At 41.7% G+C, this 24,756-nt stretch carries 19 protein-coding genes; 18 read left to right on the plus strand and 1 reads right to left on the minus strand.

Annotated features, from left to right (window positions below):
- Positions 1-3 precede the first annotated feature (3 nt).
- From comB to purB, 18 genes are all read left to right on the plus strand, one after another.
- Positions 4-1,353 (plus strand): competence pheromone export protein ComB, encoded by a 1,350-nt coding sequence (gene comB / locus STYK_RS00285; RefSeq protein WP_049551500.1) that lies wholly within the window; start codon positions 4-6, stop codon positions 1,351-1,353.
- A gap of 170 nt (positions 1,354-1,523) precedes the next feature.
- The gene (gene purC, locus STYK_RS00290; protein WP_142358187.1) at positions 1,524-2,231 is read left to right on the plus strand and encodes a phosphoribosylaminoimidazolesuccinocarboxamide synthase; all 708 of its coding nucleotides are present in this window, start codon (positions 1,524-1,526) and stop codon (positions 2,229-2,231) included.
- Between the two features lies 1 nt (position 2,232).
- Positions 2,233-2,376, plus strand: coding sequence for a phosphoribosylaminoimidazolesuccinocarboxamide synthase (locus STYK_RS10240; RefSeq protein ID WP_315972287.1), 144 nt, complete (start codon positions 2,233-2,235; stop codon positions 2,374-2,376).
- Positions 2,377-2,432: 56 nt separating this feature from the next.
- Positions 2,433-6,158 carry a phosphoribosylformylglycinamidine synthase gene (locus STYK_RS00295; RefSeq protein WP_261805018.1) on the plus strand — a complete coding sequence of 1,242 codons (3,726 nt, stop codon included), beginning with the start codon at positions 2,433-2,435 and terminating at the stop codon, positions 6,156-6,158.
- A 93-nt stretch (positions 6,159-6,251) separates the two neighbouring features.
- Positions 6,252-7,694 (plus strand): amidophosphoribosyltransferase, encoded by a 1,443-nt coding sequence (gene purF / locus STYK_RS00300; protein ID WP_049544726.1) that lies wholly within the window; start codon positions 6,252-6,254, stop codon positions 7,692-7,694.
- Between the two features lie 217 nt (positions 7,695-7,911).
- Positions 7,912-8,934, plus strand: coding sequence for a phosphoribosylformylglycinamidine cyclo-ligase (gene purM / locus STYK_RS00305; protein ID WP_261805019.1), 1,023 nt, complete (start codon positions 7,912-7,914; stop codon positions 8,932-8,934).
- The gene (gene purN, locus STYK_RS00310) at positions 8,931-9,485 is read left to right on the plus strand and encodes a phosphoribosylglycinamide formyltransferase (RefSeq protein ID WP_060627287.1); all 555 of its coding nucleotides are present in this window, start codon (positions 8,931-8,933) and stop codon (positions 9,483-9,485) included. Before purM ends, purN begins: the two co-directional genes overlap by 4 nt.
- Before the next feature lie 2 nt (positions 9,486-9,487).
- Positions 9,488-9,856: a hypothetical protein gene (locus tag STYK_RS00315; RefSeq protein WP_002224354.1), complete on the plus strand. Its 369-nt coding sequence runs from the start codon at positions 9,488-9,490 to the stop codon at positions 9,854-9,856.
- Positions 9,857-9,899: 43 nt separating this feature from the next.
- A complete protein-coding gene (locus STYK_RS00320) occupies positions 9,900-10,415 on the plus strand; it encodes a GNAT family N-acetyltransferase (RefSeq protein WP_261805020.1) in 516 nt (171 codons plus the stop codon).
- Complete coding sequence (gene purH, locus STYK_RS00325; RefSeq protein WP_261805021.1) at positions 10,366-11,913, plus strand: bifunctional phosphoribosylaminoimidazolecarboxamide formyltransferase/IMP cyclohydrolase; 1,548 nt, start codon at positions 10,366-10,368, stop codon at positions 11,911-11,913. Before STYK_RS00320 ends, purH begins: the two co-directional genes overlap by 50 nt.
- Before the next feature lie 120 nt (positions 11,914-12,033).
- A complete protein-coding gene (gene purD / locus STYK_RS00330) occupies positions 12,034-13,296 on the plus strand; it encodes a phosphoribosylamine--glycine ligase (RefSeq protein WP_261805022.1) in 1,263 nt (420 codons plus the stop codon).
- A gap of 194 nt (positions 13,297-13,490) precedes the next feature.
- Positions 13,491-13,979 carry a 5-(carboxyamino)imidazole ribonucleotide mutase gene (purE, locus tag STYK_RS00335; RefSeq protein ID WP_192851955.1) on the plus strand — a complete coding sequence of 163 codons (489 nt, stop codon included), beginning with the start codon at positions 13,491-13,493 and terminating at the stop codon, positions 13,977-13,979.
- On the plus strand, positions 13,966-15,039 hold the full coding sequence (gene purK / locus STYK_RS00340) for a 5-(carboxyamino)imidazole ribonucleotide synthase (RefSeq protein WP_084923546.1): 1,074 nt from the start codon (positions 13,966-13,968) through the stop codon (positions 15,037-15,039). The genes purE and purK overlap by 14 nt, the downstream gene beginning before the upstream one ends.
- Before the next feature lie 125 nt (positions 15,040-15,164).
- Positions 15,165-16,079, plus strand: a complete 915-nt coding sequence (locus tag STYK_RS00345; RefSeq protein WP_084923548.1) for a hypothetical protein — start codon at positions 15,165-15,167, stop codon at positions 16,077-16,079.
- Between the two features lie 109 nt (positions 16,080-16,188).
- Positions 16,189-16,419, plus strand: a complete 231-nt coding sequence (locus STYK_RS00350) for a phosphoribosylaminoimidazole carboxylase (protein ID WP_084923550.1) — start codon at positions 16,189-16,191, stop codon at positions 16,417-16,419.
- Positions 16,420-16,616: 197 nt separating this feature from the next.
- Positions 16,617-17,315 (plus strand): hypothetical protein, encoded by a 699-nt coding sequence (locus tag STYK_RS00355; RefSeq protein ID WP_084923551.1) that lies wholly within the window; start codon positions 16,617-16,619, stop codon positions 17,313-17,315.
- Between the two features lie 553 nt (positions 17,316-17,868).
- Positions 17,869-18,945, plus strand: coding sequence for a hypothetical protein (locus STYK_RS00360; protein WP_261805023.1), 1,077 nt, complete (start codon positions 17,869-17,871; stop codon positions 18,943-18,945).
- Positions 18,946-19,263: 318 nt separating this feature from the next.
- Positions 19,264-20,562 carry an adenylosuccinate lyase gene (gene purB / locus STYK_RS00365; RefSeq protein WP_261805024.1) on the plus strand — a complete coding sequence of 433 codons (1,299 nt, stop codon included), beginning with the start codon at positions 19,264-19,266 and terminating at the stop codon, positions 20,560-20,562.
- 87 nt (positions 20,563-20,649) lie between these two features.
- Here purB and STYK_RS00370 read toward each other — a convergent pair whose 3' ends face one another.
- Complete coding sequence (locus STYK_RS00370; protein WP_261805025.1) at positions 20,650-24,636, minus strand: family 20 glycosylhydrolase; 3,987 nt, start codon at positions 24,634-24,636, stop codon at positions 20,650-20,652.
- Positions 24,637-24,756: the final 120 nt, after the last annotated feature.

The raw sequence follows: 24,756 nt of genomic DNA on the forward strand, positions 1-24,756 counted from the left end.
AGGATGAAACCAGAATTTTTAGAAAGTGCGGAGTTTTATAATCGTCGTTACCATAATTTTTCCAGTCGGGTGATTGTGCCCATGTTCCTTCTGCTCGTGTTTTTGCTTGGCTTTGCAACTTTGGCAGAGAAGGAGATGAGTTTGTCTACTAGAGCTACTGTAGAGCCTAGTCGTATCCTTGCAAATATCCAGTCAACTAGTAACAATCGCATTCTTGTCAATCATCTGGAAGAAAATAAGCTGGTTAAAAAGGGGGATCTTTTGGTTCAATACCAGGAAGGGGCAGAGGGTGTCCAAGCGGAGGCCTATGCTAGTCAGTTGGACATGCTCAAGGATCAGAAAAAGCAATTGGAGTATTTGCAAAAGAGCCTGCAAGAAGGGGAGAACCACTTTCCAGAGGAGGATAAGTTTGGCTACCAAGCCACCTTTCGCGACTACATCAGTCAAGCAGGCAGTCTTAGGGCTAGTACATCGCAACAAAATGAGACCATTGCATCCCAGAATGCAGCAGCTAGCCAAACCCAAGCCGAAATCGGCAACCTCATCAGCCAAACAGAGGCTAAAATTCGCGATTACCAGACAGCTAAGTCAGCTATTGAAACAGGTGCTTCCTTGGCCAGTCAGAATCTAGCCTACTCTCTCTACCAGTCCTATAAGTCTCAGGGCGAGGAAAATCCGCAATCTAAGGCTCAGGCTGTTGCTCAGGTAGAAGCACAGCTCTCTCAGTTAGAATCCAGTCTTGCTACTTACCGTGTTCAGTATGCAGGTTCAGGTACCCAGCAAGCCTATGCGTCTGGTTTAAGTAGTCAATTAGAGTCCCTTAAATCCCAACATTTGGCTAAGGTTGGTCAGGAATTGACCCTTCTAGACCAGAAAATTTTGGAGGCAGAATCGGGTAAGAAGGTTCAGGGAAATCTTTTAGACAAGGGGAAAATTACGGCTAGTGAGGATGGGGTGCTTCACCTTAATCCTGAGACCAGTGATTCTACCATGGTAGCAGAAGGCGCCTTACTAGCCCAACTCTATCCGTCCTTGGAAAAAGAAGGGCAAGCCAAACTAACAGCTTATCTTAGTTCAAAAGATGTAGCAAGGATCAAGGTCGGTGATTCTGTTCGCTATACTACGACTCATGATGCCAAGAATCAAATTTTCCTAGATTCTACTATTACAAGTATTGATGCGACAGCTACTAAGACTGAAAAAGGGAATTTCTTTAAAATCGAGGCGGAGACTAATCTAACTTCGGAGCAGGCTGAAAAACTTCGGTACGGGGTGGAAGGTCGCCTGCAGATGATTACGGGCAAGAAAAGTTACCTGCGTTATTATTTGGATCAATTTTTGAACAAAGAGTAATGTTCGTGTTTTTCAGAGGATAAATGATTTTAAAACTGTAAGAAGAGTCTATCTTGCAGTTTTTCTTTATGATTTTTGAAGTTACTACGTTATTTATTCGGTTAAATTCTTGTAATTTTAGGTTTTTTATGGTAGAATGTGCTCAAGTAAAACGAAAGGCGAACTTTAAAATGTCAAAACAACTGATCTATTCGGGAAAAGCCAAGGATATCTATACAACTGAGGATGAAAATCTCATTATTTCAACTTACAAGGACCAGGCGACTGCTTTCAATGGTGTCAAGAAGGAGCAGATTGCAGGTAAGGGAGTGTTGAATAATCAGATTTCATCTTTTATTTTTGAGAAATTAAATGCGGCTGGTGTGGCGACTCACTTTGTGGAGAAACTTTCAGATACGGAACAACTCAATAAAAAGGTGGAAATCATTCCTTTGGAAGTCGTGCTTCGCAACTACACGGCTGGTTCCTTTTCAAAACGTTTTGGTGTGGATGAGGGAATCGCCTTGGAGATTCCGATTGTTGAATTTTACTATAAAAATGATGATTTGGATGATCCATTCATCAATGATGAGCATGTGAAATTCCTACAGATTGCGGATGACCAGCAAATCGCCTACTTGAAGGAAGAAACTCGTCGGATCAATGAACTCTTGAAAGCCTGGTTTGCTGAGATTGGCCTTAAGTTGATTGACTTTAAGCTAGAGTTCGGTTTTGACAAGGATGGCAAGATTATCTTAGCAGATGAATTTTCACCAGATAACTGCCGTTTGTGGGATGCGGATGGCAACCACATGGATAAGGATGTTTTCCGTAGAGGATTGGGAGAACTAACAGACGTTTACGAGATTGTTTGGGAGAAATTGCAGGGATTGAAATAATCTGTTTGCAACGGAAAACCTTCGTCTCTCAACTAAAAGGACTCAGGCTGAAAAGGTCCCCCAGGCCTTTTCACTCCGTCGGGGACTAGGTGAACTGACAGATGTTTACGAGATTGTCTGGGAAAAGTTGCAAGGTTTAAAATAACACCTTCAAGGTCATTTGGGAACATTGCAAGAGCTGAAATAAAGGAATAAGAATTGATGAATAAACGTATTTTTGTTGAAAAAAAGGCTGATTTTCAGGTCAAGTCAGAGAGTTTGGTTAGAGAACTCCAGCATAACTTGGGACTATCAACTTTGAAAAGTATTCGCATTGTGCAGGTTTATGATGTCTTTGATTTGGCAGAGGACTTGTTTGCACCTGCAGAGAAACACATCTTCTCTGAGCAGGTGACGGATCATGTCTTGGACGAAGCGGCCGTGCAAGCGGATCTTGCCAACTATGCTTTCTTTGCCATTGAAAGTCTGCCAGGACAGTTTGACCAGCGTGCAGCTTCTTCACAGGAAGCCTTGCTTTTGCTTGGTAGCTCAAGTGATGTAACGGTTAATACGGCTCAACTTTACTTGGTTAATAAGGATATTGATGCGGCTGAGTTGGAAGCGGTCAAGAACTACCTGCTCAATCCAGTTGATTCTCGTTTCAAGGATATCACAACAGGGATTGCCAAGCAGGAATTTTCAGAGTCAGACAAAACCATTCCAAAATTGACTTTCTTTGAAAGCTATACAGCAGGAGACTTTGCCCGCTACAAGGCCGAGCAAGGGATGGCCATGGAAGTGGATGATTTACTCTTTATCCAAGACTACTTCAAGTCAATCGGGCGCGTGCCGACGGAAACAGAGCTCAAGGTCTTGGACACTTACTGGTCTGATCACTGCCGTCACACGACTTTTGAGACAGAGTTGAAACAGATTGATTTCTCAGCTTCTAAATTCCAAAAGCAATTGCAGGCGACTTATGACAAGTATATTGCCATGCGTGATGAGTTGGGACGTTCAGAGAAACCACAAACCTTGATGGATATGGCGACTATTTTTGGTCGTTATGAGCGTGCTAATGGTCGTTTGGACGATATGGAAGTGTCTGATGAAATAAACGCCTGCTCAGTAGAAATCGAAGTGGACGTTGATGGTATCAAGGAACCATGGCTCCTAATGTTCAAGAATGAAACTCACAATCACCCAACGGAAATTGAACCATTTGGTGGCGCGGCTACTTGTATCGGTGGAGCCATTCGTGACCCGCTGTCAGGCCGTTCCTACGTTTATCAAGCGATGCGTATCTCAGGTGCTGGAGATATTACAGCACCGATTTCAGAAACGCGCGCTGGGAAATTGCCACAACAAGTCATTTCGAAGACAGCGGCTCATGGTTATTCTTCATACGGGAACCAGATTGGGCTTGCGACGACCTACGTTCGTGAATATTTCCACCCAGGCTTTGTAGCCAAACGCATGGAGCTTGGTGCCGTTGTTGGTGCTGCTCCTAAGGGCAATGTAGTCCGTGAAAAACCGGAAGCGGGAGATGTCATTATCCTGCTCGGTGGCAAGACTGGACGTGATGGTGTCGGTGGTGCGACAGGTTCTTCTAAGGTTCAAACAGTTGAGTCTGTAGAGACTGCTGGTGCTGAGGTTCAAAAGGGGAATGCCATCGAAGAACGCAAGATTCAGCGCCTCTTCCGTAATGGCGATGTCACTCGTCTCATCAAGAAATCCAACGACTTTGGTGCTGGTGGTGTCTGTGTGGCTATTGGTGAATTGGCAGATGGTCTTGAAATCGACCTCAACAAGGTGCCTCTTAAATACCAAGGTTTGAACGGTACAGAAATTGCCATTTCTGAATCACAAGAACGGATGGCAGTTGTGGTGCGTCCTGAGGACGTAGATGCCTTCGTTGCAGAATGTAATAAAGAAAATATTGACGCGGTTGTTGTGGCAACAGTGACTGAAAAACCAAATCTTGTCATGCACTGGAATGGTGAAACCATCGTCGACTTGGAACGTCGTTTCCTTGATACAAACGGTGTGCGCGTAGTCGTTGATGCCAAGGTTGTGGATAAGGATGTCAAGCTTCCAGAAGAACGTACAACAAGCGCTGACACGCTTGAATCAGATACACTTGCGGTTCTATCTGATCTCAACCATGCGAGTCAAAAAGGCTTGCAGACTATCTTTGACTGTTCGGTCGGTCGTTCTACAGTCAATCACCCGCTTGGTGGTCGTTACCAACTCACACCAACTGAGGCATCTGTGCAGAAATTACCAGTTCAACACGGTGTGACTCATACTGCGTCAGTCATGGCTCAAGGATTCAACCCATATGTAGCTGAATGGTCTCCATATCACGGTGCTGCCTATGCGGTTATTGAAGCGACTGCTCGTTTGGTTGCTGCTGGTGCCAACTGGTCTAAGGCTCGCTTCTCTTACCAAGAGTACTTCGAGCGTATGGACAAGCAAGCTGAGCGTTTTGGTCAGCCAGTAGCAGCTCTTCTAGGCTCTATCGAAGCTCAGATTCAGCTTGGCTTGCCATCTATCGGTGGTAAGGACTCTATGTCTGGTACTTTTGAAGAATTGACGGTGCCACCAACCTTGGTTGCTTTTGGAGTGACAACAGCAGATAGCCGTAAGGTGCTCTCTCCAGAATTTAAAGCTGTTGGGGAAAATATCTACTACATTCCAGGCCAAGCACTTTCAGCAGAGATTGATTTTGACTTGACTAAGAAAAATTTTGCTCAGTTTGAAGACATCCAGGCTGGCTACAAAGTGACATCTGCGTCAGCTGTTAAATACGGCGGTGTGCTTGAAAGTTTGGTCCTTGCTACCTTTGGAAATCATATCGGTGCAGAGGTAACCTTGCCTGAACTAGAAATGGCTTTGACAGCACAATTAGGTGGATTTGTCTTTACATCTCCTGAAGAAATTGCTGGAGTAGAGAAAATCGGTCAAACAAGTGCAGACTTTACACTAACTGTCAACGGTGTGAAGCTAGATGGACACAAACTTGACAGTGCCTTCCAAGGAAAACTGGAAGAAGTTTACCCAACAGAATTTGCCCAAGCCAAAGAACTAGCTGAAGTACCAGCTGTGGCATCAGATGTTGTGATTAAAGCAAAAGAAAAGGTTGAAAAACCTGTGGTTTATATCCCAGTCTTCCCGGGCACCAACTCGGAATATGACTCAGCCAAGGCCTTCGAAAAAGAAGGTGCAGAGGTCAACTTGGTGCCATTTGTGACCTTGAATGAAGAGGCTATTGTCAAGTCAGTTGAAACCATGGTTGACAACATCGGCAAGGCTAACATTCTCTTCTTTGCAGGTGGTTTCTCAGCTGCGGACGAGCCAGATGGTTCAGCTAAGTTTATCGTCAACATCCTTCTCAATGAAAAAGTCCGTGTGGCTATTGATAGCTTTATCGCCCGTGGTGGCTTGATTATCGGTATCTGTAATGGATTCCAGGCCTTGGTCAAATCAGGTCTTCTTCCCTACGGGAACTTTGAAGATGCCAAAAGTACGAGCCCAACCCTCTTCTACAATGATGCCAACCAACACGTGGCCAAGATGGTAGAAACTCGCATTGCCAATACCAACTCACCATGGTTAGCTGCGGTGCAAGTGGGCGATATCCACGCTATTCCTGTTTCACACGGTGAAGGGAAATTTGTCGTGACGGCTGAGGAATTTGCGGAACTCCGTGACAATGGACAAATTTTCAGCCAATACGTGGACTTCGAAGGCAAACCAAGTATGGATTCTAAGTACAATCCAAATGGTTCTATCCATGCCATCGAAGGAATTACCAGCAAGAACGGCCAAATCATTGGTAAAATGGGACACTCAGAACGTTATGAAGACGGTCTTTTCCAAAATATCCCAGGAAATAAAGACCAGCACCTGTTTGCGTCGGCGGTTAAATACTTTACTGGAAAATAAGACTTGCAGATGTTTTAATAGATAGTATCAGTAATGTAAAAGTCATGTAGATTTAGCTCTTGGTGCTACACAAATAAAAATTAGGTATATAAAATGACATACGAAGTAAAATCTCTTAATGAAGAATGCGGTGTTTTCGGTATCTGGGGACATCCAGATGCTGCTAAATTGACCTATTTTGGTCTCCATAGTCTTCAGCACCGTGGTCAAGAGGGGGCAGGAATCCTTTCCAATGACCAAGGGAAATTAAAGCGGCATCGCGATATGGGTCTTCTATCAGAAGTCTTCAGAAACCCTGCTAACTTAGATAAATTGACGGGGACTGGTGCGATTGGGCATGTGCGTTACGCGACTGCTGGCGAAGCTTCTGTAGATAATATCCAGCCTTTCCTTTTTCGTTTTCACGATATGCAGTTTGGTTTGGCTCATAATGGAAATCTGACCAATGCAGCCTCTCTCAAGAAAGAACTAGAACAAAGAGGAGCGATTTTCAGCGCGACTTCGGACTCGGAAATCTTGGCCCACCTCATTCGTCGCAGTCATAATCCTAGCCTGATGGGCAAAATCAAGGAGGCGCTCAGTCTAGTTAAAGGTGGCTTTGCCTATATCTTGCTGTTTGAAGATAAGTTAATTGCTGCTCTTGACCCCAATGGTTTCCGTCCGCTTTCTATCGGGAAAATGGCCAACGGAGCAGTGGTTGTTTCATCTGAAACCTGTGCTTTTGAGGTTATTGGTGCTGAATGGATTCGTGATTTGAAGCCAGGTGAGATTGTGATCATTGATGACAAGGGAATCCAGTATGATAGCTATACAGATGATACCCAGTTAGCAATCTGTTCTATGGAGTATATCTATTTTGCTCGCCCTGATTCTAACATTCATGGTGTCAATGTTCATACGGCACGTAAACGTATGGGTGCTCAATTGGCGCGTGAATTCAAGCATGAGGCGGATATCGTGGTCGGTGTGCCCAATTCTTCCCTCAGCGCGGCTATGGGATTTTCTGAAGAGTCCGGGCTACCAAATGAAATGGGCCTCATCAAGAACCAATACACCCAACGTACCTTTATCCAACCGACTCAAGAATTACGGGAGCAAGGGGTGCGGATGAAACTCTCTGCTGTTTCAGGCGTTGTAAAAGGCAAGCGTGTGGTTATGATTGATGACTCTATTGTACGTGGAACAACCTCTCGTCGGATCGTTCAACTCTTGAAAGAAGCGGGTGCGACTGAGGTTCACGTTGCCATTGGTAGTCCAGCGCTAGCTTATCCATGCTTCTACGGGATTGATATCCAGACCCGTCAGGAGCTGATTGCGGCCAATCATACGGTCGAAGAAACTCGTCAAATCATTGGAGCGGACAGTCTGACATACCTTTCTGTTGAAGGTTTGATTGAGTCGATTGGGATTGAAACAGATGCGCCAAATGGCGGTCTCTGTGTCGCTTACTTTGACGGTGACTACCCAACACCTCTCTATGACTATGAAGAAGATTATCGTAGAAGTTTGGAAGAAAAGACCAGTTTTTACAAATAGATGACAGATTTTCCATTAAAAAAAAGTAACAAATAGATGACAAATAAGAATGCTTATGCCCCACGTCTCACTACTGACTAAAAGCTAAAGCATTTGTCAGTAGACGCTTTCTCCTATGGGACCAAAGCTAGAGACCTGACTAGTATTTTTAGATAAAATAATTGTTTATCTAAAAATATGTCGCAGTCTTTCCCAAAAAAAGAAAAGGAAAAATAAAATGGCAAATAAAAATGCGTACGCTCAATCTGGTGTGGATGTTGAAGCGGGTTATGAAGTTGTTGAACGGATTAAAAAGCACGTGGCTCGTACGGAGCGTGCAGGTGTCATGGGAGCTCTGGGTGGCTTTGGTGGTATGTTTGACCTTTCAAAGACTGGGGTTAAAGAACCCGTCTTGATTTCAGGAACTGATGGTGTCGGAACCAAGCTCATGCTGGCTATCAAGTACGACAAGCACGATACCATCGGTCAGGACTGTGTGGCCATGTGTGTCAATGATATCATCGCTACAGGTGCGGAGCCCCTCTATTTCCTTGACTACGTCGCAACTGGCAAGAATGAACCAGCTAAGCTAGAACAAGTAGTCGCTGGTGTGGCAGAAGGTTGTGTAAAGGCAGGTGCCGCCCTCATTGGTGGAGAAACGGCTGAAATGCCTGGTATGTATGGTGCAGATGACTATGACTTGGCTGGTTTTGCAGTCGGTGTGGCTGAAAAATCTCAAATTATTGACGGCTCCAAGGTGGCAGAAGGAGATGTTCTTCTTGGACTTGCTTCAAGTGGGATTCACTCCAATGGTTACTCTCTGGTTCGTCGTGTCTTTGCAGACTACACAGGTGAGGAAGTTTTGCCAGAATTGGAAGGCAAGAAACTCAAGGAAGTTTTGCTTGAGCCGACTCGTATCTATGTCAAGGCTGTTTTGCCACTTATCAAGGAAGGCTTGGTCAACGGTATTGCCCACATCACAGGTGGTGGCTTCATTGAGAATGTCCCTCGTATGTTTGCAGCTGACCTAGCAGCTGAGATTGAAGAAAGCAAGGTACCAGTTTTGCCAATCTTCAAAGCCCTTGAAAAATACGGTGAAATCAAGCATGAAGAAATGTTTGAAATCTTCAATATGGGTGTGGGGCTCATGTTGGCTGTCAGCCCTGAAAATGTAGAGCGTGTCAAAGAATTATTGGATGAACCAGTCTATGAAATTGGTCGCATCGTCAAGAAAGAAAACGAAAGTGTCATCATCAAATGAAAAAAATAGCGGTTTTTGCCTCTGGTAATGGCTCAAATTTTCAGGTGATTGCTGAAGAGTTTCCGGTGGAGTTTGTCTTTTCAGACCATCGTGACGCTTATGTGCTCGAGCGGGCGGACAGGCTCGGCGTTCTGTCCTATGCTTTTGAACTCAAAGAGTTTGAGAGTAAGGCAGACTACGAAGCAGCCCTTGTCGAACTTTTGGAAGAACACCAGATTGACTTGGTTTGCCTAGCAGGCTACATGAAAATCGTTGGGCCAACCTTATTGGCGGCTTATGAAGGTCGGATTATCAACATTCATCCAGCCTACCTGCCAGAGTTTCCAGGAGCTCATGGGATTGAGGATGCTTGGAATGCTGGAGTTGCTGAGAGCGGCGTGACCATTCATTGGGTGGATTCAGGTGTGGATACAGGAAAGATTATCAAACAAGTGCGTGTGCCACGGCTTGAAGGGGATACCCTAGATACTTTCGAGACTCGCATACACGAAACAGAGTACAAACTGTATCCAGAATTGTTGGATATTTTGGGAGTGGAGAGGAAGAAATGATTATGGACCAATACTATATGGAGTTAAAGAATAAGTTATCTAACAGACCAATCCTACTGGATAATACTAATGATTTTCTTTTTGTTTTAGTAAATACAGTGAAAGCTATGATAGAAAATACTGACAAAAGTCAGCTTTCAGAGTTAGATAAAATTTTAGACGGTGTCACAAGTCAAGAATTGAAACTTGCCTATGATTTTTGTCAAGGGAAATTCGGTCAAGCAGGTTTTTCTTATCGTAGGCACCCGAATTATTTTTATTTGTCCAGTTTAATTGCGACTTTTCCAGAATTTGAGTTGTCTAAAGCAGACCGAGATTACCTCAAAGGAATCATAAATTTTGATAACTACCTTTTATATGAGTTAGATTAGTCTTTAATCACCTCAAAACCCTATTTATTCAAAAGGAGAAAAAATGATTGAACTGAAATTAGTAGATGAGAGCAGTTTTCAGGCAGTGCTGGATTTGAAAATATCTGAAGCTGATGAACGAGCACGTTTCGTGGCTCCAAATGTACGCTCTTTAGCTGACGCATGGCTCTACCGTAAAAATGAAGATGTGTTTCCGAGGGCAATCTATTGGGATAAGCAAGTGGTTGGCTTTCTCCTGCTGGAAATAGACGAGGATGAAGCGGAATACTTTATCTGGCGGATAATGATTGGTCAGCAGTACCAAGGAAGAGGTTATGGTCGAAAAGCCTTGGAAGTTCTAATCAAAGAGGCTCAGATGGATAGAGTTTGCAGTCATATTGTTGCAGATTATGTGGTTGGAAATGAAAAAATGAAGTACCTACTGACTAGTCTGGGTTTTCAGGAAACAGGATTTATAGAAGAAAATAACGAAGTCGCTATGCGCTTAGACCTAAAGAAAGAGGAATGGAATGACGAAAAAAGCCTTAATCAGCGTCTCAGACAAAGCGGGCATTGTTGAATTTGCCCAAGACCTTAAAAAACTTGGTTGGGAGATTATCTCGACAGGTGGGACAAAGGTTGCCCTTGACAATGCTGGAGTGGAGACCATTGCGATCGATGATGTGACTGGTTTTCCAGAAATGATGGATGGCCGTGTTAAGACCCTTCATCCAAATATCCACGGTGGACTTTTGGCTCGTCGTGACTTGGATAGTCACTTGGAAGCAGCTAAAGACAATCAAATCGAGCTCATTGACCTTGTTGTGGTCAATCTTTATCCATTTAAGGAGACCATTCTCAAGCCAGACGTAACTTACGCTGATGCGGTGGAGAATATCGATATCGGTGGTCCATCTATGCTTCGCTCAGCAGCGAAGAACCACGCTAGCGTAACAGTTGTGGTGGATCCTGCTGACTACGCTCTTGTTCTGGAAGAGTTGTCAGCAAATGGTGAGACTACTTATGAAATGCGTCAACGTTTGGCAGCCAAAGTTTTCCGTCATACAGCGGCTTATGATGCCTTGATTGCAGAGTATTTCACAGCTCAAGTCGGAGAAAGCAAACCTGAAAAGCTCACTTTGACCTATGACCTCAAACAAGCCATGCGTTACGGTGAGAACCCTCAACAAGACGCGGATTTCTACCAAAAAGCTTTGCCAACAGACTATTCGATTGCTTCAGCGAAACAGCTTAACGGTAAGGAATTGTCATTCAACAATATCCGTGATGCTGACGCTGCCATTCGTATCATCCGTGATTTCAAAGATCGTCCAACCGTTGTGGCTCTCAAACACATGAACCCATGTGGAATCGGTCAGGCTGATGACATCGAGACTGCTTGGGGCTACGCTTATGAGTCTGACCCAGTTTCTATCTTTGGTGGGATTGTCGTTCTTAACCGTGAGGTAGATGCTACGACAGCTGAGAAGATGCATGGTGTATTCCTTGAAATCATCATTGCACCAAGCTATACGGATGAAGCGCTAGCCATTTTGACCAACAAAAAGAAAAACTTGCGTATCCTTGCCTTGCCATTTGATGCTCAAGAGGCTAGCGAAGTGGAAGCAGAATACACAGGTGTAGTTGGTGGACTTCTGGTGCAAAACCAAGATGTGGTCAAGGAAAGCCCAGCCGATTGGCAAGTGGTGACCAAACGCCAACCAACTGAGACAGAAGCGACAGCTCTTGAGTTTGCTTGGAAGGCTATTAAATACGTCAAATCAAACGGAATCATTGTAACCAACGACCACATGACACTGGGTGTTGGTCCAGGTCAGACTAACCGTGTGGCTTCTGTTCGTATTGCCATTGACCAAGCCAAAGACCGCCTTGACGGTGCTGTACTTGCTTCGGATGCCTTCTTCCCATTTGCGGATAATGTGGAAGAAATTGCCAAAGTAGGAATTAAGGCTATCATTCAGCCGGGAGGCTCCGTCCGTGACAAAGAGTCTATCGAAGCTGCTGACAAGTATGGCTTGACCATGGTCTTCACAGGTGTGAGACATTTTAGACATTAAGAAGGTAAAGGGAAGAAAACAGTTTCTTTCCTTTTTCAGCTTAAAATACTAAGTGAAACAAGATTAAAACGAACGTTTGTGGTATAATATTAGTAAATAATTCGCAAAAGAGGTTGAGAAATGAAGCTGTTAGTTGTCGGTTCGGGTGGTCGTGAACATGCGATTGCTAAGAAGTTGCTTGAGTCAAAAGAGGTAGAAAAGGTTTTTGTTGCTCCTGGGAATGATGGGATGACTCTGGATGGTTTGGAATTGGTAAATATCCCTATTTCCGAACATTCTAAATTGATTGACTTCGCAAAGGCTAACGATATTGCTTGGACCTTTATCGGGCCAGATGATGCCCTTGCGACTGGTATCGTGGATGATTTCCATGCAGCTGGTCTCAAAGCCTTTGGTCCGACAAGATTGGCAGCTGAGCTGGAGTGGTCCAAGGATTTTGCTAAGGAAATCATGGTCAAATACGGCGTTCCGACAGCAGCCTATGGGACTTTTTCAGATTTCGAGGAAGCTAAGGCCTATATTGAAAAGCAGGGTGCGCCTATCGTAGTCAAGGCGGATGGCTTGGCGCTTGGGAAGGGTGTTGTCGTTGCTGAGACAGTCGAGCAAGCGGTCGAAGCCACTCATGAGATGCTTTTGGACAATAAATTCGGTGATTCAGGTGCGCGTGTAGTTATCGAGGAATTCCTTGAAGGAGAGGAATTTTCACTCTTTGCCTTTGTCAATGGCGACAAGTTCTATATCATGCCTACAGCGCAAGACCACAAACGTGCCTACGACGGGGACAAGGGCCCTAACACTGGTGGGATGGGTGCCTATGCACCAGTTCCTCACTTGCCACAGAGTGTAGTTGATACAGCGGTTAAGACTATTGTTAAGCCAGTTCTTGAAGGGATGATTCAGGAAGGTCGCCCTTATATGGGTGTCCTTTACGCAGGGCTTATCCTGACGGCAGAAGGTTCTAAAGTCATCGAGTTCAATGCTCGCTTTGGAGATCCTGAAACACAGATTATCTTGCCTCGTCTGACCTCTGATTTTGCGCAAAATATTACTGATATTTTGGAAGGTAAAGAACCAGCCATCACTTGGACGGACAAGGGTGTGACTCTGGGTGTGGTTGTCGCATCCAATGGTTACCCACTAGACTATGAAAAGGGTGTTGCATTGCCGGCAAAAACCGAGGGAGATATCATCACCTACTATGCAGGGGCTAAGTTTGTGGAAAATAGTAGAGCGCTGCTATCAAACGGCGGACGTGTCTATATGCTCGTCACCACAGCAGACACCGTCAAAGAAGCCCAAAACACCATCTACAGCGAACTTAACAAACAAAACACAGAAGGCCTCTTTTACCGAACAGATATCGGAAGTAAGGCGATTAAGTAAAGATATAAGAATAACGCGACGAAGTCGCCAAATACGATAATGGTCACCGTGGTGAAAAGACCAGAACAGTGAATGTTCTGGTCGGGGAAAACTTTGAGACCCTAGGCTCAAAGTTTAGGAATGAAACCGAAGGTTTGCTTCCGTCCCCACCACCTAAGACCATTATCAAAAAGAAGAAAAAAGGAAAAATTATGATTAAACCAATTATTTCCATAATCATGGGCTCAAAATCTGACTGGGCAACCATGCAAAAAACAGCAGAAGTCCTAGACCGCTTTGGTGTAGCCTATGAAAAGAAGGTTGTCTCTGCCCACCGTACACCAGACCTTATGTTCAGACATGCAGAAGAAGCCCGTAGCCGCGGCATCAAGGTTATCATCGCAGGTGCGGGAGGCGCAGCTCATTTGCCAGGAATGGTAGCTGCCAAAACAACCCTTCCAGTCATTGGTGTACCAGTCAAATCACGTGCTCTTAGTGGCGTGGACTCACTCTACTCTATCGTTCAGATGCCGGGTGGGGTGCCTGTTGCGACAATGGCTATCGGTGAAGCAGGTGCGACCAACGCTGCCCTCTTCGCTCTCCGTCTCCTCTCAGTAGAGGATCAGTCTATCGCGACAGCATTGGCAGATTTCGCAGAAGAACAAGGAAAAATCGCAGAGGAGTCGTCAAATGAGCTCATCTAAAACAATCGGAATTATCGGTGGTGGTCAACTGGGTCAGATGATGGCCATTTCTGCTATCTACATGGGGCACAAGGTTATCGCGCTGGATCCTGCGGCGGATTGCCCGGCCTCTCGCGTGGCGGAGATCATCGTGGCTCCTTATAACGATGTGGATGCGCTTCGTCAGTTGGCAGAGCGTTGCGATGTTCTGACTTATGAGTTTGAAAATGTCGATGCTGACGGTCTGGATGCGGTTGTCAAGGATGGGCAACTTCCACAAGGAACAGACCTACTCCGTATTTCTCAAAACCGTATCTTTGAAAAGGACTTTCTCTCAAACAAGGCACAAGTGACAGTTGCACCCTACAAGGTCGTGACTTCAAGCCGAGACTTGGCGGAGATTGACCTGTCCAAAAACTATGTCCTCAAGACTGCGACTGGTGGCTACGATGGGCATGGGCAAAAGGTCATTCGCTCAGAAGCAGACTTGGAAGAAGCCTATGCGTTAGCTGACTCAGCAGCCTGCGTTTTAGAGGAATTTGTCAACTTTGACCTTGAGATTTCTGTCATCGTGTCAGGCAACGGCAAGGAAGTGACAGTTTTCCCAGTTCAGGAAAATATCCACCGCAACAACATCTTGTCTAAGACTATCGTGCCTGCTCGCATTTCAGCAAGTTTAGCTGACAAGGCTAAAGCAATGGCAGTGCGAATCGCAGAACAACTGAATTTGTCTGGAACACTTTGTGTGGAAATGTTTGCGACAGCTGATGATATCATTGTTAACGAAATCGCCCCACGTCCACATAACTCTGGGCACTATTCAATCGAAGCCTGTGACTTCTCCCAGTTTGATACCCATATTCTAGGCGTTCTCGGAGCACCATTACCAGCCATCAAACTACATGCGCCTGCTGTTATGCTCAATGTCCTCGGCCAACACGTCGAGGTCGCTGAAAAATATGTGACAGAAAATCCAAGCGCCCACCTCCACATGTATGGTAAAATAGAAGCGAAGCGCAACCGCAAGATGGGACATGTCACTTTGTTTAGTGATGTGCCGGATGGTGTGGAAGAGTTTTAAAAATAGTTTATTTGAATAATATATAGGATAATTCTAAAAATAGAAAATCAGTAGTTTTTCGAGGCGACTATAGCTATTAATGTATTGTTGATATGCAGGGATTTAGAAAGGATATTTAATGCAGTATGGTTATAATCAAAGATTCAAAATTTAAAAAAGTAGACTTAGATATAGATTTTATTGATGTTGATTTTAGAACAATTGATCCAAAATGTATGTCAGGTTACCAATTGGAAGTCGTTAATGAAGAGATTATAAAAAAGTTTAAATTGTTTATTAGTAATGTTAATTTTAGCGATTCATTTTTTACTTATTATAGAGGCACTCGATTAAAGCATATAAATTCAGATATAAGCTATATTTTAAAACATGGATTAAATAAATTCTTTATTGTTGGGGACAAAGGAGTTGATTTTATTGAAAATAAACTTGAGGATAGTCAAAATCAAATACTCTCAGAACAATTTAATGATGAGGAGTGCTTATTGAATGAAATTAAAACAAAAATAAATATTGATGAGTTCTTTTTACCCTCAGATAAAAAGATGAGGTTGAGGTTATTGCAAGCAATTGTTCATAATTGTGGGAAAGAAACTTTCTATAATTTTAAATCTTATGTTTCCCATTATGTTTCAACTACAGTTGGAACTGGGAATTATAATATTGCAAAAAGCTTTATTGATAACGAAGGTTTTATTATTTTTGGATTTGAAAAAATCGGTAAATATTTTGTTAATTCGAAGGAATTGCAACTACTACTGAATAAGTCAGAAGAACATCAATATATCATTGATGTTGAACAAGAAATTATGATTGAGAATGTTTTGTGGCCTTCAAATATTTTTGGATTATTTTATATACATAATAATAAAAGGATGTTTATCATTAATCCTTGGTTGGTCGTGAAATTGCAACAAAGTGAAACTACGGAGATTGTTGCTAAAGATTCTTTTGATCCTTTTATTTATGTAGATCAAAGAGACTTTGACAACTTTTATAAGGAATTAGGATATGGAGAATATATATTTAGGCCATATTGAGAAATAGATAATCAACTGAACTGATGCTAATTTTATTTTGAAAAAGAAAGGAACATGGTTACTTGTGTTTTCTAAAAAGAAATACAGTATTCGGATTTAATCAATTACTATGATTCAACTTATTGTCAATGCATTTGTTGAAAAAGAGAAGACGGGGGCAGTTGTCGAAGTCTTGTATGCTAGTAGCAATCACGAAAAAGTGAAAGCTAAGTATGAAGAGTTGGTTGCTCAATATCCTGAAAACTATTTAGCTATTTATGATTTGCCGATGGATACTGATTTGAATACACTAGATCACTATCCATCAGTGTGTATTGGGAAAGAGGAGTTTGAAAAGTAATATGAGCTTTAGTGACAAAATCTGTTGATTTTGTACAATAGTTTAAAATAGGTGGTTAATATGCTTCAATATAAGAAGGAGACTAGGGATGCCAAGACATACTTGGGGTATTCTTGGGAATGTAATTTAGAAACTATCCTAAAGAAATTTGGAAAGAGTTTTTTGAAAAAGAGAAAGAATACATAGAGAAACCGTTTGTGGTTGCCACATTACCAGATTATTCAGGAGAATTCACTTATAGAATCTGTATTAATAATTATAGTTCGGATATTGATTCTTCTAAATATGAATTTATTGAATTGCCAAAGGGTGAGTATATCAGGTTACTGCTAAAAGGAGATAAACAAAAGGCCGTAAGAGAAGGAGTAGAGTTTGTATTAGCTAATTTTAACCTTTCATCGAATGAATATATTGAAGTATTTGATTATCGTGAAATAGAGAATCAAGATTTTTCAATGAATATGATTTTTCCAATTGAAAACGAAAAATCTAAATCTGATAAATTAATTTGGAAAGTCAAAAAGCTATGGGAAAAGTCATGGATTAAATTTATATTTATTTCTGTTGGGGTAACTATTACAGGTATTGCTGCTTATAAATTTTATCAGGGTACTTCAGATATAGAAGTGGATGATAGATTACTAAATACGACTGATGATAGATTTGAAAAATCATCAACAGCTAGTAATGGTACATTAGATTCGGAACACAGTGATGGAGAGCAATTAAGCGCTTCAGTAACTAGAGATTACACACCGAATACAGTCCCTGCTCATTCACAAAGATACCATACAAAGCAAGGGATGAAAACCATAATGAAAGAACCATATAGCCGTGGTCAATCAGAAGAAATTGAATATGATGATTGTCACAAAACTGATGATAGCGAAGTATAGATGTATATGATGCAGCCGAGATATGGATTTCTAATGGAATGGACCCAGATTACACATTTGGATTTACGGAATAAGAATTAAAGAGAGCTCTTTAATAGTAAGATATTAGGATGATGTGGATATATGAGGGATGTTAATTGTACTCGTATGATACTTCATGAAATTGATGAAGACAATTATGTTGAGTGTAAAACTTAAAATGTGCAAGAAAAACATTAAAGATTAGTTGTTTAATTTCATAGTTATTCTTTCGCTTCCTATGATTTATTAGGGAGAATGATTGAACTATTAAGTTCAGTAGCAGTAGTAATAAAAAAGACAATATGAAAGGTAATACAATTCATGTGTATGTATTATTTATATTATGATGAATCGTTTCATGATCACCATGTCTCTATAAAAGAGGGAATATTAAATACGGAAGTCTCGGATTCTAGAGGATTTATTAGGGGATCAGACTTTTTTTGTAACAGCAGTAGTAGGAGGAAATCGAAAATATATTGATAAATGGGAAAATAAATACTCTATCTTTGAAAGATTTTCTAAAAATAAATTGAAAACAGAGTACAAAGATGACTTCGATGAAACTGTGGAATTTAAGGGAACATCAATAAGATATTCCCAGTATAAGCATGGAATAGCAAGTTTTGATAATGTAACAAGTAGTATATATAAAAAGTTATTTAAATCTTTTTTGAATGAAAAAGACTTAATTTTCCAAACAACTTTGGAAAGTAAGATAGAGTTTTTAATCAGTTATTTATTTCAATATGGAACAGTCGATCTTATCTCATCTGATATGTATCCGAAACATAGGAAATTCCAAGGTACTTTGTTGGAAATTTTCTATAGGTATAAAACACAAGAATTATTATCTAATATTGAAAATGGGGAAAGGGATAGAATTATCCATGGGCTAAAGCAATTGATTTTAGATAATACAGTAAACAATAAAATTGACGGTTTAATTGATGATGTTGAAACATATTTAGAGTACTTTGACCAAATAACTCAGGTTAATGCTGAATCTCATTATGATTGGGATTATAAGTATGCAATCTTAGGGGTGGAATCTATACTTACTGAGGATTATAATATCCCACTTTCATCAGTTGTCCTTAATATTGATGAAGAAGATAAAACTGTCAAAGCGGCGAAAGAATTTGGCTTCAAAGAAGTATTACCATTTGATTCTGAAAAATGTACTTTAGGAAGAATGGCTGATTTTTTCTCTAATTTTTTTGGTAGGATGTTGAAATCAATTTATGATGAAATGATTCTAAAGGGCAATGAGGAATTAAATAAATCGTGGTTTGATTTGAATATTGATCAATTTATTATTTATAAAGAGTTGGGGAATTTTTTTATTGATCGGAAAAACATATATTATGTAACTCAGATACAAGCTAATCCATATATTCCTATGACTTTGTTCAATTTATTTTCTTATATATCTGAATTTCAAACAATTGAAAACTATAAAAAAATTAGTCCATCAGAACACAGCATGAGCTTTAACAGCTTGAACAAAGAAGTTGTTCAAGCTAAGTTTGTTACCAATGATCCTAGAGATAGAATGATAATTAAGCAGGAAGATAGCTATCAATCTATTCCTTTATCAAAATTATAGATATATGTAAATATTTATTCCCATATAAAATAATAAGAAAGGATGTCAGGTTTCATTATTGGAGTTCTAACATCCCATCTTTAATAAATAGAAAAGAAAGGAAAATGAGTACTCGTATTCACAAAAACTGAATTGGGCTACGGACTTCCTTAAAATTTAAACTAGAAAAATGAAAACAAGAAAGGGAAGGACTCCAGGTTCCGTAAATTTGAACCCGGACGGAAAGCTTGGAATTTAGATACCCCGCCTTGGATGTAAACATCCTGCGTTGGGTTCCTAAAATTCAGTCGCTTTCTGGTCGTCCTTGGTATCATAAACATGATCGACCGTTACTCTCGCCCTGAGATGGCGAACATTTGGAGTGAAGAAAATAAATACCGTGCTTGGCTTGAGGTGGAAATCTTGGCTGACGAGGCATGGGCTGAGTTGGGGGAAATCCCTAAGGAAGATGTGGCTTTGATCCGCGAGAAGGCGGACTTTGACATCGACCGTATTTTGGAAATCGAGCAGGAGACGCGTCATGATGTGGTTGCTTTCACGCGTGCGGTTTCTGAGACTCTTGGTGAAGAGCGTAAGTGGGTTCACTATGGCTTGACATCAACTGATGTGGTGGATACGGCTTACGGTTACCTCTACAAGCAGGCCAACGACATCATTCGTCGTGACCTTGAAAATTTCACCAACATCATCGCTGATAAGGCTAAGGAGCACAAGTTTACTATCATGATGGGTCGTACCCACGGTGTGCACGCTGAACCTACAACCTTTGGTCTGAAATTGGCGACTTGGTATAGCGAAATGAAGCGCAACATCGAGCGTTTCGAGCATGCGGCTGCTGGTGTGGAAGCTGGTAAGATTTCTGGTGCGGTTGGTAACTTTGCCAACATCCCACCATTCGTAGAGCAATACGTCTGCGATAAATTGGGTATCCGTGCCCAAGAAATCTCTACACAGGTCCTTCCTCGTGACCTTCACGCCGAGTACTTTGCGGTTCTTGCTAGCATCGCAACTTCTATCGAGCGTATGGCGACTGAAATCCGTGGTCTGCAAAAATCAGAACAACGAGAAGTAGAAGAATTCTTTGCCAAAGGGCAAAAAGGGTCTTCAGCAATGCCTCACAAACGCAATCCTATCGGTTCTGAGAACATGACAGGTCTTGCGCGTGTTATCCGTGGTCATATGATTACAGCCTATGAAAACGTCGCTCTCTGGCACGAACGTGATATCTCTCACTCATCAGCTGAGCGCATTATCACACCAGATACGACTATCTTGATTGACTACATGCTCAACCGTTTTGGAAATATTGTCAAGAATTTGACAGTCTTCCCAGAAAATATGATCCGCAACATGAACTCAACTTTCGGTTTGATTTTCAGCCAACGTGCTATGTTGACCTTGATTGAAAAAGGAATGACCCGTGAGCAAGCCTATGACTTGGTGCAACCAAAAACGGCCTACTCTTGGGACAACCAAGTAGATTTTAAACCGCTTCTTGAGGCAGATCCAGAGGTGACATCACGACTCACACAAGAAGAAATCGATGAAATATTCAACCCTTTTTATTACACTAAACGAGTGGACGATATCTTTGAACGTCTTGGACTAGGTTACTAATTCACAAATATTGAATATAAAAAGCGAGATTTTCATCTCGCTTTTTTGACTCCTTTTCTATCAGAATCTTCTTTATGAGTATTGATATTAGACCCATTCACCATTGGCATTTACAGCGTAGCCATCAATTGTTGTGTTGACAGCTAAGGCTCCTGAAGGGTATGAATAATACCATTTATCTCCAACTTGGAACCAACCGGTTTTCATTGTACCTGAATTGTCAAGATAATACCATGTATCTCCTTGGTTGACCCAGCCGGTTTGCATGGCACCTGAGTCGTTGAGATAGTACCATGATCCACCTTGATCGATCCAACCAGTTTGCATAGCACCTGAGTTATCAAGATAATACCATGTACCATTCACTTTCTGCCAACCAGTTTGCATAACACCAGTTTCATCTAAGTAGTACCATGCTCCGTCTTTAACCCAACCGGTCTTCACTTTATCTGCATGATCATAGTAATACCATTTGCTTTCAATTAATTTCCATCCAGGTTTACTATTTTTGCCATCTGCTAATTGATGAGTGATTCCGTTAGCAGAGTTAGATTCAGCCTTAGGCCCGCTTTCAACAACTACTTTGAAAGGAGTTTCTGTTCGGCTAGGCTCTTCCTTAGGAATGTCTAGTCTAGGTTTTTCTTCTGCGATTGGAGCAAGGCCATTCTCATCGCCGACATGTGTAATTGGTGCTCCGAATTCCACAATTTGATCGACAGGTTCTTTGGTTACTTGACTATCTAGAACGGTTTCACTAGCCTTTCCATTTTCAGTAAGAACAGATACGTAAGAAGTGCGTTCACCTAGAACTCCAGCTTTGACAACTTTTTCTTGGCCTGCTGGGAGATTCGGATTCTCTTTTCGAATGATTTTAAACGGAATACTTTCTGTCTTCACAACTAGTTCAGGCTTGGTTTCAACGTTAGCAGCTAGTTCATTTTCATCTAGGCTTCCTGAATGAGTTGCAGCTGGTTTGAGACCTTGAAGAGCGGCCTTGAGCTTACCTACTAGTGCGTCTAATTCAGCTTGTTTGCTGCGGTTGAGGTTAAGGTTCAGTCCATCTTTTGCTGCCTTGAGTGCAGCTAGGCTCTCTGTGCTGTATCCGTCTAAGTTTGTAGGAATTTTAGCTAATTCTTCGCGGAGAGCATTATAATTAGCACGGAAGTAGTCTTTGTTGTGGTCTGCAAAGGCAGTCATGAGTTCAAAGATTTCCTCTTCCTTGTACTCAGCACTTGGTCTATCTGCCCAGATTGAAAGCATACTTCCAACTGTTGGAAGGTCTACTTCAGGATATTTGGTAGAAGCTAGTTGATTGAATGGTGTTTTTCCAGTATTCTCAATAGCTTTTTTGAGGAAACCACCACCATCTTCTGGTTTTTGGCCGAGAATGTAGTACCAGTCACCGTTGGTATTCAAGAACTTATAACCCTTGCTTGCTAGATATTGAGGTGAAGCAAGGTTGTAGCCCCACCAGCCTTTAGACCAGTAAGAAATCAAGACATCTTTATCAAATTCAGCATCGTCCTTGTCTTCATAATAGAAACCATCGTTGAAGGCCATTGGTTGTAGCCCTCTTTCCTTGGCTATAGCAGCTAGGCTGTTAGAATAGTCTGCGAACTTGTTATAGAGTCCATACCATTTGAGGTAGTACCAACCTTGGGCGTTGGTCGCATCATTGGCATACTCATCTGTACCATAGTTGAAAATCTTTGATTTATCAGCAAAGTAATCCATATACTTACCGATAAGGGCTTTGGTAAAGTTAAGGGCTTCTTGATTTTCAAGGTCCATGGTTGTTTTTGAGACCTTATCAAAGTTGGCTTGAGGATTCGCGATGCCAAGTTTTTCCATGGCGACCAGCATAGCATCCATATGTCCTGGGCTATTAATAGCTGGAATCAGACCAATACCTTTTTCCTTAGCGTATTTGGCAAGTTCTGTCACTTCTGCCTGTGTCAGTGCAGTACCGTTTGGATCGTCGTAGTAAGCTTTAGTTCCTTCGATAATAGCTTTTTTAACGTCATCACTAGCATAGGTTTTTCCGTTTGCAGTAATGGTCATATCATCGAGTAGGAAGCGAAGGCCATCATTTCCTAGAAGGAGGTGGGCATCAGAGTAGCCGAGCTCGCTCGCCTTGTCTACGATGCGTTTGAGTTGATCTAGAGAGAAGTATTTGCGACCTGCATCGATGGAAATGACTTTATTCTTATTAAGTTTTTCAAGTTCGCGTTTAGCATCCTCTTCTTTTTGTGCTTCTGGAGTTAAAGCCAAGTTTTTAATAGCATCTTGAAGGTTTGCGATTGCTTGTTCAATCGTGTCTTGTTGAGCACGGCTGAGATTGCTATCGAGCGAACGGATGGCTTTTTCAGCTTCTTTGACAGCAGCAAAACTTTCAGCTGTATAACGGTTAGAGTCTTTTGGAATAGTTTCTAGTGCTTTTTCTGCAGGTTCATAGTTGGCTGCGAAGTATTCAGCGTTGGCATTTGCAAAATGACGCATAAGTTTGAAGAGGCGAGATGGTGAATAACGTGCAGATGGGGTATCGGCCCAAGCAGCTACCATACCACCGATGATTGGCACATCAGCTCCTTCTGTTTTTGGTACAGAAGTGATTGGTGTGTTTTTAATACCATTGAGCCCCTGATCGAGATTGTACCAACCTTGGCCGTCAGCGTTTCGTCCAAGAACGTAGTACCAAGCATCATTGGTATTAAGGATTTGGTGACCTTTTTCAGCTAGTAGTTTAGAAGAAGCAACGTCGTAGCCCCCCCAACCACCAGTCCACATAGAAACGATGATGTCTTTGTCAAAACTACCAAAGCTTGTGTCGCTATTGTAGTAGATACCGTCGTTAAAGGCCATTGGTTTGAGACCGTGAGATTTTACAATACGAGCGAGGTCATTAGCGTAAGAGATGAATTTTTCATATCCTTTTTCAGGGTAACCTTCATTTGGATAATATTTATCAGCTTGAAGCACACTCCAACCTTTAGCATCTGTCGCATCATTAGCATATTCATCTAGTCCAATATTGAAAATTTCAGATTTGTTAGAGAAGTAGTTAGCGTATTTGTCAATCAGAGTTTTTGTAAAATCGACTGCTTGTTTATTATTTAAGTCAACAGTTCGTTCCGATTTTTTACCAAAATAATCAAAGTTAGGATTCTCAATGCCAAGTTCTTTCATAGCATGGAGCATAGCATCCATATGTCCAGGACTATTGACAGTTGGAATTACTCCAATTCCTTTATCTTTGGCATAATTAATCAAATCTGTCATCTGACTTTCAGTGAGATGGTTACCATTTGGATCATTGTAATAAGCATTTGTTCCATTTTCAATGGCGCGTTTGACATCATCACTAGAGTAGGTTTTATCGCCCACTTTCATAGACATATCATCCAACATGAAACGGAGTCCATCGTTACCTACCAAGAGATGAAGATCTGTGTAACCATATTCTTTAGCTTTGTCGATAATTTCTTTGAGCTGCTCAGGTGAGAAATATTTACGTCCGGCATCAATTGAAACGATTTTTCGTTTAGCTAATTTTTCATTTTCAGTTGCAGCGCGTTCCTTTTCTGCCTCTGTTGCTGGTTTATCCTTGTCAGCTTCTGACTTATCAGTCTTGTCTGTATCCGACTCTTTAGAATTAGACTCTTTCTGCTCTTCCTTTTTAGGGCTAGCTTCTTCTGCCTTTTTATCGGCAGCTTCTTTTTCAACAGAAGTTGGAGTTACCACTTCTTCTTCTTCATCACTAGGAGTTGAACTAACTTCCTCTTGTGGTTTTTCCTCTGTTTTTGGAAGACTAGCTACCTTATCAGTAGCTGGAGCTTCTGTTTCTACAGTTTTTGGAGCTTCTGGTTGAAGCTCTGCTTTAGGTGTTTCCTCAGTCCGATTTTCGGATGGTTGAGGGGAATCGGAAACCGTATGGATGGTCGGTTGGTTTTCTGTAGTAGGAGTAACTCCATCGGCTGCAACAGCCTGTGCTTGGAAGGCAAATCCAATTAGAACAGAAGCTGCTCCTACAGCATATTTACGAATGGAAAAACGTTGTTGTTTTTCTTGTTTCATTGCAAAACCTCCTGATTGTATTTTATATTGATAGCGTTTACATAAAACAACACCCTTATTTTATTTCTTATATTAATAAGAGTCAAGAGGAGATGATAAAAAACTATAATAAGTATAAAA

The sequence above is a fragment of the Streptococcus toyakuensis genome, assembly GCF_024346585.1.
Lineage (GTDB): Bacteria > Bacillota > Bacilli > Lactobacillales > Streptococcaceae > Streptococcus > Streptococcus toyakuensis.

Coding starts and splice junctions, on each gene's coding strand:
- comB (WP_049551500.1), top strand. CDS start 4: ATGAAACCAGAATTTTTAGAAAGTGCGGAGTTTTATAATCGTCGTTAC.
- purC (WP_142358187.1), top strand. CDS start 1,524: ATGTCAAAACAACTGATCTATTCGGGAAAAGCCAAGGATATCTATACA.
- STYK_RS00295 (WP_261805018.1), top strand. CDS start 2,433: ATGAATAAACGTATTTTTGTTGAAAAAAAGGCTGATTTTCAGGTCAAG.
- purF (WP_049544726.1), top strand. CDS start 6,252: ATGACATACGAAGTAAAATCTCTTAATGAAGAATGCGGTGTTTTCGGT.
- purM (WP_261805019.1), top strand. CDS start 7,912: ATGGCAAATAAAAATGCGTACGCTCAATCTGGTGTGGATGTTGAAGCG.
- purN (WP_060627287.1), top strand. CDS start 8,931: ATGAAAAAAATAGCGGTTTTTGCCTCTGGTAATGGCTCAAATTTTCAG.
- STYK_RS00315 (WP_002224354.1), top strand. CDS start 9,488: ATGGACCAATACTATATGGAGTTAAAGAATAAGTTATCTAACAGACCA.
- STYK_RS00320 (WP_261805020.1), top strand. CDS start 9,900: ATGATTGAACTGAAATTAGTAGATGAGAGCAGTTTTCAGGCAGTGCTG.
- purH (WP_261805021.1), top strand. CDS start 10,366: ATGACGAAAAAAGCCTTAATCAGCGTCTCAGACAAAGCGGGCATTGTT.
- purD (WP_261805022.1), top strand. CDS start 12,034: ATGAAGCTGTTAGTTGTCGGTTCGGGTGGTCGTGAACATGCGATTGCT.
- purK (WP_084923546.1), top strand. CDS start 13,966: ATGAGCTCATCTAAAACAATCGGAATTATCGGTGGTGGTCAACTGGGT.
- STYK_RS00345 (WP_084923548.1), top strand. CDS start 15,165: ATGGTTATAATCAAAGATTCAAAATTTAAAAAAGTAGACTTAGATATA.
- STYK_RS00350 (WP_084923550.1), top strand. CDS start 16,189: ATGATTCAACTTATTGTCAATGCATTTGTTGAAAAAGAGAAGACGGGG.
- purB (WP_261805024.1), top strand. CDS start 19,264: ATGATCGACCGTTACTCTCGCCCTGAGATGGCGAACATTTGGAGTGAA.
- STYK_RS00370 (WP_261805025.1), bottom strand. CDS start 24,636: ATGAAACAAGAAAAACAACAACGTTTTTCCATTCGTAAATATGCTGTA.